Raw genomic sequence first — 15,094 nt, 5'->3', positions numbered from 1 at the left:
CGGCACCGGCAGCACCCGGGCTGCTGCCATTCACCGCCATGCCCGTCGGCGCGCACAACACCCCCGGCCTGCCCAAACACCACAATTCCCATAGCGCCAAACCGGACCGCGGCTTCGTTCAATCCGGCTTCAATGAGGTCGCGGAACGCGCCAAGACGCCCCCGATCCGCCACGCGACCTCACAGAACCCTCCAGATTCTGCCAACCAGCCTCTGAACAGGAAGCCGTGCCGGGGCGCCTGCCAGGCCGGCCATGAACCGGCCCTGCCCGGCAGGCATGAGGCGCGGAGGGGCATATCCGAGATGCCCGAGGTCTGCGCCGCAAGGCCCTTCGCCCCGCCCCTTTTCCCGAACCGTTCGGGACCCTCGTTGCGGAGCCGGCCCGTCAATACGAGGTTTCCGGATCTGCCCCGGATGGTGCAGGCACCGCCCTAATCCAAGAGGTAATACTGATGAATAAACATGCTGATTTTCAGCTTGTTGTGAAAACTACCTCATCTCATTTCCGGGGTCGTTCTCCTGTTCAGGATTCGCCTCGTCGCCCATCGTTTTATCGGGGTCCGCTCCCTTGCGCTTGCGGTCGCGCCTCGGCTTGCAGTCATCGCCCTTGCCGATCAGCGCGAATTCCATCTGCACCGTGGCACCGATGGCCAGTTCGCCCGCCTGCACCGGAACACCGCTCGCGCCGGCGGCCTCGGCCGCCATCCGCATCATCGGGCGCGGGACCTCCGGCTGGCTGCCATCGCCAAGATGCAGGACCGGTCCCAGCCGCAGGCCGGCCGCCTCGGCCATCACCCCGGCCTTGTGCCGGGCGTCGGCGACGGCGGCGCGGCGGGCCTCATCCTCGGCCTCGGCGCTGTCCCGCAACTCGAAGCCGATGCCGCCGATCTCATTGGCGCCGGCGGCCACGATCGCGTCCAGCACCGCGCCCAGACCCGCAATCTCGACCACGCGCACCGTCACCATGTTGCCCGCCTGATAGCCGGTGACGCGCGGCGCCTGCCCCTCGCCGTAATCCATCATCGGATTGAGGTTCAGCCCCGAGGTCTGGATATCACTCGCGGCGATTCCCGCCGATGTCAGGGCGGCGATCACGGCCGCCTGGCGGTCGGAATTCTGCCGCATGGCCTCGGCGGCACTGTCGGCCTGGCTGGTCACGCCAAGCTGGATGCTGGCCATGTCGGGCGCGGCCCGGACCTCGCCCTCGCCGGTCACGCTGAGGCGGGACTGCATCGCCCCGGCGGGGCCGCAGTGAGCGGGCATGGCGCGGCCGGTCTGGCCGGCCTTGTCCGGGGCCGCCAGGGCGGCGCCGGACAGCAGCAAAACCAGCAGCCCCGAGGCGGTGAAGGCGGCCGGGCCGGAGGCGCGGAAGGGATGGATCATCTGAGGGTCCTTTTGCATCGAGGATGAAACTGCACCAGAACGCTGCGCCCCGGCATCGCGTTTCATGGAAAAGCGTTCACAGATGCGCCAGACACGCTTTTCTCACACCACAATTTGCGGTAGATCATGGCAAAGCCCACCATATCGCGGCAAAGGGACCCGCGATTCCCATCGAGCGACCAACAACAAGATGAACCAGCACATTGCCGCACCCGAATTCGCCATGAGCTTCACGCAGGAGGCCGTCCTGCTGGAACGGCGCGACGGCACGGGCTGGCGCCTGCTGGGACAGGTCCGCTTCGCCGGGCGCGAGATGGCCGCCAGCCTCAAGGCCCTGCGCGCCGAGGCCGGCGACGGCAGCGACAGTGCCGACACGGTGCTGGTGATCCCCGACGATCAGGTTCTCTACACGACGCTGAGCGTTCCGTTCGGCTCGGACACGCCGGCGGTCATCGGCCGGGCGCTGGAGGCGATCACCCCCTGCCGCGCCGAGGACCTGGCCTTCGACTGGTGCCCCGCGGACAGCGGCGACATCGAGACCCTGCGGGTCGCGGCCGTGGCCCGGCGCACGCTGGACGAGGCCGAGGATTTCGCCCGTGCCCAGGGCTTCCGCCCCTCGGGCTTTCTGGCCCGGCCCGGTGACGCCCGCTTCGAGGGCTATCCCGATTTCGGCCCCAGCCGCCTTGCCACCGAGGATGCGGCGCGCCGACCCTTCGGGGCGACCGATCTGAGCAAGGCCCGCATCACCGCCCCGGTGATCGATGAGGCCGAACCCGCCAAGACCGCCGAAGCGACACCCGAGGCGCCGCCCGCACCGGTCGTGTCGCGCATCATCGCCCATCATGTCGCGCCACCTGTCCCGGTCGCCCCGACGCCGGCACCGGCTGCCGCCGAGACCGCGGACAACAGCGCGCCGGTGCAGCCCTTGCAGGACCTACCGGCAGCCGCCGGTGACAACGCGGCCGCCACGCCGGACGACGCATCTTCGGAGTTCCCTGCCCCGGCGGTCATCCGCCACGGCGAGCGCAAGGCGGCCGACAATGCGCCGCGCCTGTCGCCCAGAGCCGCAGCCGTGCATGAGCGTGCGGCCGAGGCCCGCGCCGTCCGCGCCTCGCAATCGGCGCCCGAGACGCTGACTGCTTCCGGGCTGGTGACCCGGCTGCGCGGCATCCGGCCAGGGCGCCTGCCGGCGATGATCGGGGTGCTGGTCATCGGATTGGTGGCCGTGCTGATGCTGTTCGGCGGCGGGTCTGCGCCGCAGCCTAAGCCTGTCGAACGCGAGATGGTCGAGGTGGCGCAGCCCGCCGGCCCGGCGAACGGCATCGTCGCCGCGGACGTGCCGGAGGTCGCCGCCGAAGCGCCCGCCGAAACGCTTGCCGAAACGCCCGCGGATGCGCCCGCCACGATGACCGCGCCCGCCGAAGCCACCCCCGAGACGGCGGTGGAAGCCGCAGCCGATCCCGCACCGCTGGACGGTCAGGCACCCGCCGTCACCGACCCGAACACCGCAGCGGACGGACCTGCCCCGGACGAGATGGCCGCGACGCCCGGGACCGGGGCGCCGCCGGAGGCCCAGGCCGATCCTGAGGCGGCGGTGGACTCCGCATCGGCCGAAGCCGTCGCCCCGGCCGATGCCGAGACGCCATCAGCCGAAGCCACGCCGACCGATGCCCTGACGCTGGCGCTGACCGAGGCGCTGGCAGGCACGGCGGCCTCGGACCGGGTGGTGGCGGATTCCGCAGGCGCCGCCGCCCCTGCGCCGGCCTCGCCCGCGACCTCGGAAGCGGCCGCCCAGGCTCAGGGCCAGAGCGCATCGCGGGTTGCATCGACCGGGCAGCTTCGCAGCTCGCTCCGCCCCCCGAATGCCCCGGTCCGCACCACGGCACCGGCGGCCCCGGATCGCAGCCCCGTGGTTCCCGCCAATCCGCTGCCCTATTCGCAGCCCGATCAGGCCCGCGCGCCCGCAATGGCCGGCACCCGCCCGCCCGGACGCCCGGCAGCGGCCCGGTCCCCGGCAGCACCGGTCGCGCAGCCCGCGGCCACGCCGGTTCCGGCCGCCGCGCCCGCGGCCCAGCCGGCACAACCCGCCCGATCGGACGATGCGCAACCGCTGGGATCGTCGGGCCGCCCGCCCGCGCGCCCGGACCGGCATACGCAACTGGAGGAGGGCAGCGCCCCTGAGGACGGTGCCCCGGTCCGGCTGACCGCCGCCGAGCGGGCCTTTCTCGAAGACCTGCTGCGGGATCTGCGGACGGCGCAGGCAGGACAGGCGGGCCTCGACCGGGCCGAGCGTGAGGTCCTGATCCGGCTGGCCGACGCCCGGCCAGTGCGCAAGCCGGTGGCGGTATCGCAAGCCTCGGACAACGCCGTGCGGGCGGCGGTCGCCGAAGCCGTCGCCGCCTCCGAACGCCCATCCCCGCGCGAGCCTGCAGCCGCCGTCGCGGCGCCGGCCGGAAACCGGGACGGTCTGGGCCGCTCGGCGCGGCCCCCGACCCGGCCCGGATCCGTGCTTGCCCGTGGCGGCAAGGACCCCGGTCCCGGCAATCCAAGCCTGTCCAGCGGTGCGGTCGAAGATGCGATCGCCGCCGCCGTCGCCAACAGTACCGCCCTGCCCGGCGCCGTCGCTTTGACGGCGCTTCGCACATCTGCCCTGCCGCCACGCCGGATCGGCGGCGCTGCGGCAGCCGTTGCGGCGGCGGCGACGCCCTCGGCCCCCAGTGCCGATGACCTTCGCGCCGCCGCCGAGGCCCAGCAGCGCGAAGCCGAACAGCGCCGCATCGATGACGAGCTTCAGGCGCAGGCCGAGGCCAGGGCCCGCGCCCAGGCGGCGGCGGATGCCCAGGCCGAGGCCCGCGAACGCGCCCAGGCCGAAGCCCGTGCCCGGGCGCAGGCCGAGGCCGAGGCCCGCACCGCCGCCGCGCGCAAGCAGACCTATACCCCGCCCGAGGCCGAGAACGAACCCGAGGTGGCCGCGAAGATCCCCGAGGGGCGTGGACAGGGCTCGGCCGCGACCGCCGCGACGGTGGCGGACGGAATCACGCTGAACCGCACCCAGATCATCGGCACCGTCGGCGCCGGCAAGGCCAGCCGGGCGCTGGTACGGCTGTCGAATGGCCGCATCATCACGCTGCGGCTGGGCGACCGGATCAACGGCGGCACCATCACCGGGATCGGCAACAGCCGCATCACCTATGTGAAGGGCGGCCGCCCACAGGAACTGTCGGTGCTGAACGGACAGTAATGGAAAACTTCCTGCTACTGGCCACGGTCTACCTGCTTACCATGGTCATCGCCGTGCCGATCTCGACCCGGTTGGGGCTGGGCTCGGTTCTGGGCTATCTGATCTGCGGCATCCTGATCGGCCCGATCCTGAACCTGACCGGCAACCAGATGTCGGATCTTCAGCATTTCGCCGAGTTCGGCGTCGTCATGATGCTGTTCCTGATCGGCCTGGAACTGCAGCCCCGCAACTTGTGGAACATGCGGCACCGGCTGATCGGGTTGGGCGGGGCGCAGATCCTGCTGTCTCTTGCCGGTGTCGCCGCGCTTGCCATGGCCTTCGGGCAGGGCTGGCCGACGGCGATCGCCCTGGGGATGATCCTGTCGCTCAGCTCGACCGCGATCGTGCTGCAGACGCTGTCCGAAAAGGGGCTGATGCAGACCGCCGGCGGACGCTCGGCCTTTTCGGTGCTGCTGATGCAGGATATCGCAGTGATCCCGATGATCGCGCTGATGCCGCTGCTGGCCCCCTTCGGCAGCCGCGGCGCGGACTCGGGCGGCGAGGAACATATCGGCGAGGTCTTCATGGCCGGCCTGCCGGCCTGGGGTGCGACGCTGATGACGCTGGCTGCCGTCGTCGCCGTGGTGGTGCTGGGGCAGTATCTGGTGCGGCCGCTGTTCCATTTTGTCGTCTCGTCCCGGCTGCGCGAGATGGAAACCGCGCTTGCCTTGCTGATCGTGGTCGGCATCGCCTCGCTGATGATCCTGGTCGGGCTGTCGCCGGCCCTGGGCACCTTCCTTGCCGGGGTGATGCTGGCCGGGTCCGAGTTCCGGCACGAGCTCGAGTCGCAGATCGAGCCCTTCAAGGGGCTGCTGCTGGGGTTGTTCTTCATCACCGTCGGCGCCGGCATGGATTTCCAGATCCTGTTCGACCGGCCGCTGCCGATCCTGTCGGCGACCGCCCTGCTGATCGCGGTGAAGGCGGTGATCCTGCTGCTGATCGCGCGCGGGGCGCGGATGGCACCCCGGGATCGCTCGCTTTTCACGCTGTCGCTGGCGCAGGCGGGCGAATTCGGCTTCGTGCTGATCTCCTATGCCGTCGCCCTGGCGATCCTGCCCGGATCGCTGGCGCAATCGGTCTTGCTGATCGTCGCGCTGTCGATGCTGGTCACGCCGCTGCTGTTCATCCTGCACGATCTGATGACGCGCTGGCTGTCCGAGGCCGGCGCCGCCGAAGCCCCGGACGAGATCGAGGACCAGCAGCCGATCATCATCGCCGGGGTCGGCCGCTTTGGTCAGGTGGTCAACCGGCTGGTCACCATGTCCGGCTTTCAGACCACGGTTCTTGACCACGACCTGAAGATCATCCAGCTGATGCGCCGCTTTGGTTTCAAGGGATATTTCGGCGACCCGACCCGGCCCGAGATCCTGCTAGCCGCGGGGCTGGACAAGGCCCGGATCCTCGTCGCCGCGATGGACGATCCGGCGGCCAATATGAAGCTGATCCATTTCGCCCGCGAGCGGCGGCCCGACTTGCATATCATCGCCCGCGCCCGCGACCGGGTGAATGTCTATGAACTCTACCGCGCCGGCGCCGATGACATCGTCCGCGAAACCTTCGACAGCTCCCTCAGGGTTGGGCGTTATGTGTTGGAAAACACAGGATTATCCGAATACGAGGCATCCGAACTCGAACGGATTTTCTACCGCCTCGACCGGGTATCGCTGCGCGAACTGGCCGAGGTCTGGAAGCCCGGTGTGCCGCTGGACGAAAATCCCGAATACATCCAGCGCAGCCGCGAACTGAACCGTGATCTGGAAAACGCCCTGATGGAACGTTTCGCCCATGGTCCGGCCGCCGCCGCGATCCGCCGCGACGAGGACGAGGAGGAAGAGCCGGAACACGGGCTCAGCCGAACGGCCCATAATCCCCGGCTCGGCGGGCGCTTCTGAACCGATGCCGCAGGCGGCGGGTCAGCCGTCCAGCCGTTCGATCGTCCAGCCCTGCCGTTCAAGCAGCCGCAGCACCCCCTTCTCGCCCGGCAGATGCAACGCGCCGAAGCCCGCGACGATGCCCTTGCCACGCGCGGCGGCCGACCTGGCCCCTTCGGTCAGCGGCGCGATCCAGCTCTGGTTGCGCCGGTCCATCAGTTGGGTCTGGGCCAGACGCATCTGCTCGTCCACCGTGGCTGTGTCGAGGCCGGAATTCGCATAGGCATCGAACCGCCCGAATTCCCAGATCTTCCAGACATCGCCCTCGAAATAGGATTCGGTCAGCGTGACCGCATAGTCATCGGCATAGGAGGCCGCCGGCAGCGAGGCGCGGATCATGTCGATCTCCTGCCCCGGGGTCATCTCGTCGAAGAGGGTGAAAATCGTGTCCCAGGGCTCCAGCGCCCGGATCGGGACATCCAGCGCCTCGGCCCGGTCGACCAGCAGGAAATCCAACCCCCCGGGGTCGCCGGCCTCGAGGCCTTCCATCATGCAGGGCGAAATGCCCAGCATCATCGCCACATACCATGGCCGCAGCTTCGCGGTGATGACGGCGGGCGTGCCGCGCTCCGACATGGCGCTGGACAGGGCCGACCATTCCTCGGCCGTCAGCCGCTCGGGCAGGGTCGGGCCCGTGGCATTGACCATCAGGTCGGGGTTTTCGGTCAGCGCGCGGGTCAGGCGGGCCTCCTCCTCGGGTCCCGCCTCGACATAGAGCGCCGCCCCCTCGGCCAGCGGCTGCGCCAGCCGGTCAAGCAGCGGCTGATGGCGCGGATCGCCGAAGTGATAGGTGCCGACAAGCGTGATCGCCTGATCGCCCTTCGTCGCGCGCCACAGCAGGCCCCGATGATAGGGCACATCCGCCACGGCCGCCTCGATCCGGGCCAGTCGCTCTGGCGGCATCGCCTCGAAAAGATTTGTGCCGACGCATTCGCCTGCCCCGACCGTCCGGGCAAGGCCGATCCAGAATAGCGCGACAACCGATCCGAGACGCATCCGCATCACCTTTCATCTCCTTCGGGGCGCGGCCGCCCCGGCTTCGGGCCGAAACTTGCACAGATCCCGGCGGGCAGCCAGCACCCGACGATTTTCCACACGGGATCGTTGACAGAGCCTCGCGTCTTGCCTAGATCAGCGCCATTGGCACTCAGACCAATCGAGTGCCAACAACGACACTGTAACCTGAAACACGGAGTGTTCTCTCATGGCATTCAAACCGCTGCATGACCGCGTGCTGGTCCGCCGCGTCGAATCGGAAGAAAAGACCAAGGGCGGTCTGATCATCCCCGACAGCGCCAAGGAAAAGCCCGCGGAAGGCGAGATCATCTCGGTCGGCGAAGGCGCGCGCAAGGATTCGGGCGAGCTGATCCCCCCCGCGGTGAAAGCCGGCGACCGCGTGCTGTTCGGCAAATGGTCGGGCACCGAAGTCACCGTCGACGGTGAGGAACTGCTGATCATGAAGGAAAGCGACATCCTGGGCATCATCGGCTGATCGGCCGCCACCCACGACACGCACCTTCACTGAAAACTTCTGGAGATTCAAATGGCTGGTAAAGAAGTCAAGTTCAACACCGACGCCCGCGACCGGATGCTGAAAGGCGTCAACATCCTCGCCGACGCGGTCAAGGTGACCCTCGGCCCGAAGGGCCGCAACGTCGTCATCGACAAATCCTTCGGCGCCCCGCGCATCACCAAGGACGGCGTCACCGTCGCCAAGGAAATCGAACTGACCGACAAGTTCGAGAACATGGGCGCGCAGATGGTCCGCGAAGTCGCTTCGCGCACCAATGACGAGGCCGGCGACGGCACCACCACCGCCACGGTCCTGGCCCAGGCCATCGTCCGCGAAGGCATGAAGGCGGTTGCCGCCGGCATGAACCCGATGGATCTGAAGCGCGGCATCGACCTGGCCACCGCCAAGGTCGTCGAGGCGATCAAGGCCGCCTCGCGCCCGGTCAGCGACAGCGCCGAAGTCGCGCAGGTCGGCACCATCTCGGCCAACGGCGAGTCGTTCATCGGCCAGCAGATCGCCGAGGCGATGCAGAAGGTCGGCAACGAGGGTGTCATCACCGTCGAAGAGAACAAGGGCATGGAGACCGAAGTCGAGGTCGTCGAAGGCATGCAGTTCGACCGCGGCTACCTGTCGCCCTATTTCGTCACCAATGCCGACAAGATGATCGCGGAACTGGAAGACGCCTATATCCTGCTGCACGAGAAGAAGCTGTCTTCGCTGCAGCCGATGGTTCCGCTGCTGGAATCGGTGATCCAGTCGGGCAAGCCGCTGCTGATCGTCGCCGAGGATGTTGAGGGCGAGGCCCTGGCCACGCTGGTCGTCAACAAGCTGCGCGGCGGCCTGAAGATCGCGGCCGTCAAGGCACCGGGCTTCGGCGATCGCCGCAAGGCCATGCTGCAGGACATCGCCATCCTGACCGGCGGTCAGGTGATCAGCGAAGACCTGGGCATGAAGCTGGAAAACGTCACTGTCGACATGCTGGGCACCGCCAAGAAGATCTCGATCAACAAGGACAACACCACCATCGTCGATGGTTCGGGTGAAAAGGCCGAGATCGAAGCCCGCGTGGCCCAGATCCGCCAGCAGATCGAGGAAACCACCTCGGACTACGACAAGGAAAAGCTGCAGGAACGCGTGGCCAAGCTGGCCGGCGGCGTCGCCGTGATCCGCGTCGGCGGCATGACCGAGATCGAAGTGAAAGAGCGCAAGGACCGCGTCGATGACGCGCTGAACGCGACCCGCGCGGCCGTTCAGGAAGGTGTCGTCGTCGGCGGCGGCGTCGCTCTGGTTCAGGGTGCCAAGTCGCTGGAAGGCGCCAAGGGCGAGAACTCGGATCAGGAAGCCGGCATCGCCATCGTGCGCCGCGCGCTGGAAGCTCCGATGCGCCAGATCGCCGAGAACGCCGGTGTCGACGGCGCGGTTGTGGCCGGCAAGGTCCGCGAATCGAACGACAAGACCTTCGGCTTCAACGCCCAGACCGAAGAATATGGCGACATGTTCAAGTTCGGCGTCATCGACCCGGCGAAGGTCGTGCGCACCGCGCTGGAAGATGCGGCCTCGGTCGCCGGCCTGCTGATCACCACCGAAGCCATGATCGCCGAAAAGCCCGAGCCGAAAGGTGCCGGCGGCGGCATGCCCGACATGGGCGGCATGGGTGGTATGGGCGGCATGATGTAATCATCGCCCCTGCCCCTTGGCAGACAGGGAAAGGGCGCCCCACGGGGCGCCCTTTTTCGTTGCGGCGACCGGTCCGACCGAAGGTGCCGCTAGCGCCGCCGCCGGCGGGGCCGGTCGCCCTCGGCACCGGCGTTGAAACGGATCCCCGGAAGCGTGACCACCGCGGCCAGCGACGGGAAGGGATCGATGGCATGGGGAATGGCATTCGCCGCCACGAAATGCTCCTGGAACCGTGGGGCTATGGCGGTCTCGACGCGGGTGATGCGGCGGACCTCGGCCTCGATCTCGCCCCGCGCCGCCCGGGAACACAGCGCGATACGCGCGCCGGTCCCCGCGGCATTGCCGGCGCTGGTCACATGATCGGGCGCACAATCCGGAATCATCCCCAGAACCAGCGCGTGCAGGGGCGAGATATGCGCCCCGAAAGCCCCGGCCAGCACCACCCGGTCAACCCGGTCGATGCCGAATTCGTCCATCAGCAGCCTCGCCCCGGCATAAAGCGCCGATTTCGCCAGCTGGATCGCGCGGATATCGCCCTGGGTGACGGCGATCAGCGGCCCACCCGTGTCCCGTCCGTCATGGATGACATAGGAATGGGTCCGCCCCTGCGGAATGCAGCGCGCGGTCCCGGTCTGTTCCGCCGATCCGATCAGCCCGCCGGCATCGACCAGCCCGGCGATGCGCATCTCGGCCACCGCCTCGATGATTCCCGATCCGCAGATGCCGCTGATGCCGACCGCCGCGGCGGCCGCATCGAAGCCCGGCTCGTCGGACCACGCATCGACGCCGATGATGCGAAAGCGGGGCTCCTTCGTCTCGGGGTCGATCCGCAGCCGCTCGATCGCACCTGGTGCGGCGCGCTGGCCGCTGCTGATCTGGGCGCCCTCGAAGGCGGGGCCGGTCGGCGATGAACAGGCCAGAACCCGGCTCCTGTCGCCCAGAATGATCTCGGCATTGGTGCCCACATCGACGATCAGGACCGGCTTGTCCGATTGCTGCGGCTGCTCGGACAGGACCACCGCGGCCGCATCCGCCCCGACATGCCCGGCGATGATCGGAAGAAGATAGGCGCGCGCGGAACCGGCAATCTCCAGACCCAGATCCGCCGCGCGCACCGTCAGCGCGTCCGAGCTGGCCGGCGCGAAGGGGGCCTGACCCAGTTCGACCGGGTCGATCCCCAGCAGCAGATGATGCATGACCGGATTGCAGACGATCACCGCCTCGACGATCAGGCCCGCCGCCACGCCCGCCTCATCGGCCAGGGCCCGCGCCAGGTCGCCCAGCCCGGCGCGGACGGCGGCGGTCATCTCGGCCGCGCCGCCCGGGTTCATCATGCCATAGCTGACCCGGCTCATCAGGTCCTCGCCAAAGCGGATCTGCGGGTTCATCAGCCCCGACGAGGCCAGAACATGCCCGTCATCCAGCGCCACCAGATGCCCGGCGATCGTGGTCGAACCGAGGTCGATGGCCAGACCGTAAAGCGGCCCCTCCAGCAGCCCGGGTAGCAGGTCGATCAGCAAGGGCGGCGCGCGCCCGTCATCGCGCAGGACGGCCGTCACCTTCCAGCCGGCCTTGCGCAGGATCGGCTGAAGGCGGGCCAGCACCGGCAGATCGGCCTGCAGGCCCTCGATCCGCCATTGCCCGGCAAGGGCGGCGGCCAGCCGCTGGAAATCGCCGGTCGGGTCGTCCAGCGCGGGTTCGGTCACCTCGACATAGAAGGGGCGCACGGCCGGGTCCATCTCCATCACCCGCTCGATCGCGGATTTGCGGATCACCTGGCGGTGAAGCTGGCTCTCGGGCGGAACGTCGATCACCATATCCGCAAGGACGCGCGCCTGACAGCCCAGCCGCCGCCCCGGTTTCAGCCCGCGGATCCGGTCATAGCGCGCCTCGACCTCGTTGAATTCGGACAGCGCCCCTTCGCCCACGGTCACGCCATGCTTGGGGAATGCCCCCTGCCCCGGCACGACCTGGCATTTGGAACAGATGCCGCGGCCGCCGCAGACCGAATCCAGATCCACGCCCAGCCGCCGCGCCGCCTCCAGAACCGGGGTTCCGGCGGGAACCCGTCCGCGCTTGCCCGAAGGGGTGAAGATGACAAGGGGATCGTCGGCCATGGTTTCCTCGCGCTTGGCTACAGGCTTAGCCGGCCCGCGCCGCGAGGCGGATCACAAAGCGTCGCCCCGGGCACCGAATGCGACCTTCCGCGATGCCGCAGGGCCTTCGCAAGGGGGCGTCGCCTTCTCCGCAGGCGAAAAAGGGGGCGCGAACGCCCCCTTTGATCCCGCGCCGCCACAGGCAGCGCCGCTGCCGGATTGGATCAGGCGCCCTTGTAGATATCGACCAGCTTCTGCAGCATTTCCAGCGCATCCTCGCGCGAGCGCTGGAAGCTGTTGCGACCGATGATCGAGCCATTGCCGCCGCCGTCGCGGATCGCGCGGGCGTCGTCATAGACCGCGTCGGCACCCTTGGCCGCGCCGCCCGAGAAGACCACGATGCGGCGCCCGTTGAAGGCCGCCTGCATGCAGTGCTCGACACGTTTCGCCTGCGTGGCGATGTCGATCTTCTTGTCCTCGTAGACCTTCTTGGCCTCGGGCAGCATCAGATGGTCGGTGGACAGCTTGATCTTGATGATATGTGCGCCGATCAGCGCCGCGATCTGGGCGGCATAGGCGGCGATGTCGATGGCTGTCTCGCCATCCTTGGAAATCGCCTCGCCGCGCGGATAGGACCAGATCACGGTGGCCACGCCCTTGGCGGCGGCTTCCTTGCGCATCTCGACGATCTCTTCGAACATGTCGAGTGCCATGTCCGAGCCCGGATAGACGGTAAAGCCGATGGCGGCACAACCCAGCCGCAGCGCGTCATCCACGCTGGCCGTCACCGCCTGATTCTTGCCCGCTGTCTCCGACATCAGCGAATTGGCCGAGTTCACCTTGAGGATCGTCGGGATCTGGCCCGCGAAGGTGTCGGCGCCCGCCTCGATCATCCCCAAGGGCGCGGCATAGGCGTTCAGCCCGGCGTCGATCGCCAGCTGATAGTGGTAATGCGGGTCGTAGCCGGCCGGATTGGGGGCGAAGGACCGCGCCGGGCCATGCTCGAAACCCTGATCGACGGGCAGGATGATCATCTTGCCGGTGCCGGCCAGCTTGCCGGTCATCAGCATTCGCGCCAGCTGCGCCTTCACCCCCGGGGTCTCGCCCTCGTAATTGGCCAGGATCCGCCGCACCGTATCGGTCATCTGCATGGAAATAATCTCCTCTGGTGATTGCCGGCTGCATAGCATGCGCCACCCCGGTGGCAACGCTGATGACGCTAACAGAATGGTCCCGCGACTGCGGCAACCCGTCTGTTCCGAAGATGAATTAATAAAACCTTAACCATTCGCGAGTCGCCTGCGGCCCTTCTTATCGGCATAGCTGAATGTGAGGGTCAGCCGAAAGGAGGTCTCATGTTCATGAATACATCCCTCGCGCAGTATCAGCTGCCACTGTTCGGTCTCAACTCCCCAGCCGTGGGCACCGAGATCGGGGCGGATCAGCGCAGCGTCTTCCTGCGCCCGATCACCGCCGCCGGCGAGCCGGCATCAAGCAACTGGCCTGCGACGATCCAGTCGAAACCGGCCGATGCGGCGATGCAGGACTATCGCAACTGGCTTGCGCGCGTCACCGACTACGAGGAGGCGACGGGTCGGCCCGGGTCATCGCCGGAAACCGCCCCGGCCGAAGGCTCGGGTGGCGAAGCCGCGATCAGCCCCCCGGCCGGCAACGGGGCCGAACCGACCGAGGCCGGCGCGGGTGAGCCCGCGATCGAGGCCGGCGACAATGGTGCCCCCGGCGGCAGCCAGACCGGGCAGACGGAGGCTGGCGCAGGCGGATCCGAGTCCGGCAATGGCACTGCGCCCGAAGGCGGCGGCGGCCCGCAGACCGGAGGCACCGGCAACGGTGGTTCGGGGTCTGGCGGTCTGCTTGGCTGGCTCTTTGGCGGTTGGTAGCGACCGCCCGCGGGCAGATGCCATGTCAACACGAAGGGGCGGCAACTGCCGCCCCTTCTTCCTTCTGTGCCGGTGCGGCGGTGCCGCTCAGACCCGCAGCGCCGCCACGCCCGGCAGTTCCTTGCCCTCCATCCATTCGAGGAAGGCACCGCCGGCGGTCGAGATGAAGCTGAAATCCCCGACCACGCCCGCCTTGTTCAGTGCCGCGACCGTGTCGCCGCCACCGGCGACCGAAACCAACCTGCCGGCGCGGGTCAGATCCGCCGCGGCCCGGGCGGCGGCGTTGGTCGCACGGTCGAAGGGTTCGATCTCGAACGCCCCGAGCGGGCCGTTCCAGACCAGCGTCCGGCATTGCCCCATCGCCGCGCGCAGCGCCTCGACCGTCTCGGGCCCGGCATCGAGGATCATCGCATCGACCGGGCAGCGATCCACCGGCAGCACCTCGCTGTCGGCCCCGGCCTTGAATTCCCGCGCCACCACGATATCCAGCGGCAGGTGAATCACGCAGCCGTCACGCGCGGCCTTTGCGAGGATCGCGCGGGCGGTATCGGCCATCTCGCGCTCGGCCAGCGACGTGCCGACCTCGATCCCCTTCGCCACGAGGAAGGTATTGGCCATGCCGCCGCCGATCACCAAATGATCGACCTTCTCAAGCAGGTTCGCCAGCAGATCCAGCTTGGTCGAGACCTTGGCCCCGCCGACCACCGCCATCACCGGCCGCTGCGGATCGCCAAGTGCCGCGTCCAGTGCCTTCAACTCGGCCTCCATCAGCCGCCCGGCCCCGGCCGGCAGCAGCCGTGCCAGCCCCTCGGTCGAGGCATGGGCGCGATGCGCGGCCGAGAAGGCGTCGTTGATATAGGCGCCGCCGAGCGCCGCCATCGAGGCGGCGAAGGTCGGGTCGTTTCTTTCCTCGCCCTCGTGGAAGCGGGTGTTTTCCAGCAACGCCACATCGCCCGGCTTCAGTTCCGCGACGAGGTGCTTGGCCGGCCCCCCGATGCAGTCATCCGCGAAAGCCACCGACTGCCCCAGTGCGGCTTCCAGCGCCGGCAGAATCTGCCGCAGGCTCATGCTGTCCACGCGCCTGCCCTTGGGCCGGTCGAAATGCGCCAGCAGCACCGGGATGCCGCCCTTGGCCTGGATGTCCTTCACCGTCGGCACGATCTTCTCGATCCGGGTGGCGTCGGTCACGCGGCCATCCTCGACCGGCACGTTCAGGTCGACGCGGGTCAGAACGACCTTCCCGTTCAGCTTCATGTCATCGATCGTGTGGAACTTGGCCATGGCGCATCCTTTCGGGCAGTAAGGCGTTGACATGGC

General features: G+C 68.4%; 10 protein-coding genes. 5 read left to right on the top strand and 5 right to left on the bottom strand.

Features of this window, described 5'->3' with window-relative positions; genetic code table 11:
- Nucleotides 1–488: 488 nt before the first annotated feature.
- On the bottom strand, nt 489–1,382 hold the full coding sequence (locus KNW02_RS05210; RefSeq protein WP_216032208.1) for an SIMPL domain-containing protein: 894 nt from the start codon (nt 1,380–1,382) through the stop codon (nt 489–491).
- Between the two features lie 190 nt (nt 1,383–1,572).
- On the opposite strand from KNW02_RS05210, the gene KNW02_RS05205 reads away from it, so the two are divergent.
- Both KNW02_RS05205 and KNW02_RS05200 read left to right on the top strand, forming a co-directional pair.
- Entirely contained in the window at nt 1,573–4,623 is a 3,051-nt protein-coding gene (locus tag KNW02_RS05205) for a hypothetical protein (protein WP_216032207.1), read from the top strand.
- Nucleotides 4,623–6,554, top strand: a complete 1,932-nt coding sequence (locus KNW02_RS05200; protein ID WP_216032206.1) for a monovalent cation:proton antiporter-2 (CPA2) family protein — start codon at nt 4,623–4,625, stop codon at nt 6,552–6,554. Before KNW02_RS05205 ends, KNW02_RS05200 begins: the two co-directional genes overlap by 1 nt.
- A gap of 21 nt (nt 6,555–6,575) precedes the next feature.
- Here the strand turns inward: KNW02_RS05200 and KNW02_RS05195 are convergent, their stop codons facing one another.
- Nucleotides 6,576–7,595 carry a TraB/GumN family protein gene (locus KNW02_RS05195; RefSeq protein WP_216032205.1) on the bottom strand — a complete coding sequence of 340 codons (1,020 nt, stop codon included), beginning with the start codon at nt 7,593–7,595 and terminating at the stop codon, nt 6,576–6,578.
- Between the two features lie 202 nt (nt 7,596–7,797).
- Between KNW02_RS05195 and groES the strand changes: the two genes are divergently transcribed.
- Both groES and groL read left to right on the top strand, forming a co-directional pair.
- Complete coding sequence (gene groES, locus KNW02_RS05190; RefSeq protein ID WP_216032204.1) at nt 7,798–8,085, top strand: co-chaperone GroES; 288 nt, start codon at nt 7,798–7,800, stop codon at nt 8,083–8,085.
- A 51-nt stretch (nt 8,086–8,136) separates the two neighbouring features.
- Complete coding sequence (gene groL / locus KNW02_RS05185; RefSeq protein ID WP_216032203.1) at nt 8,137–9,783, top strand: chaperonin GroEL; 1,647 nt, start codon at nt 8,137–8,139, stop codon at nt 9,781–9,783.
- Between the two features lie 89 nt (nt 9,784–9,872).
- On the opposite strand, the gene KNW02_RS05180 is transcribed toward groL, so the two are convergent.
- Both KNW02_RS05180 and KNW02_RS05175 read right to left on the bottom strand, forming a co-directional pair.
- Nucleotides 9,873–11,900, bottom strand: a complete 2,028-nt coding sequence (locus KNW02_RS05180) for an ASKHA domain-containing protein (RefSeq protein ID WP_216032202.1) — start codon at nt 11,898–11,900, stop codon at nt 9,873–9,875.
- A gap of 203 nt (nt 11,901–12,103) precedes the next feature.
- On the bottom strand, nt 12,104–13,030 hold the full coding sequence (locus KNW02_RS05175) for a class I fructose-bisphosphate aldolase (RefSeq protein WP_216032201.1): 927 nt from the start codon (nt 13,028–13,030) through the stop codon (nt 12,104–12,106).
- Between the two features lie 210 nt (nt 13,031–13,240).
- Between KNW02_RS05175 and KNW02_RS05170 the strand changes: the two genes are divergently transcribed.
- Nucleotides 13,241–13,777 carry a hypothetical protein gene (locus tag KNW02_RS05170; protein ID WP_216032200.1) on the top strand — a complete coding sequence of 179 codons (537 nt, stop codon included), beginning with the start codon at nt 13,241–13,243 and terminating at the stop codon, nt 13,775–13,777.
- Between the two features lie 87 nt (nt 13,778–13,864).
- On the opposite strand, the gene KNW02_RS05165 is transcribed toward KNW02_RS05170, so the two are convergent.
- The gene (locus KNW02_RS05165; RefSeq protein WP_216032199.1) at nt 13,865–15,058 is read right to left on the bottom strand and encodes a phosphoglycerate kinase; all 1,194 of its coding nucleotides are present in this window, start codon (nt 15,056–15,058) and stop codon (nt 13,865–13,867) included.
- Between the last annotated feature and the right edge of the window lie 36 nt (nt 15,059–15,094).

Origin of the sequence: Paracoccus marinaquae (assembly GCF_018860165.1) — a bacterium.
GTDB lineage: Bacteria > Pseudomonadota > Alphaproteobacteria > Rhodobacterales > Rhodobacteraceae > Paracoccus > Paracoccus marinaquae.
The sequence above is the reverse complement of the archived record's forward strand: the minus strand, read 5'-3'. Positions and strand labels throughout refer to the sequence as shown.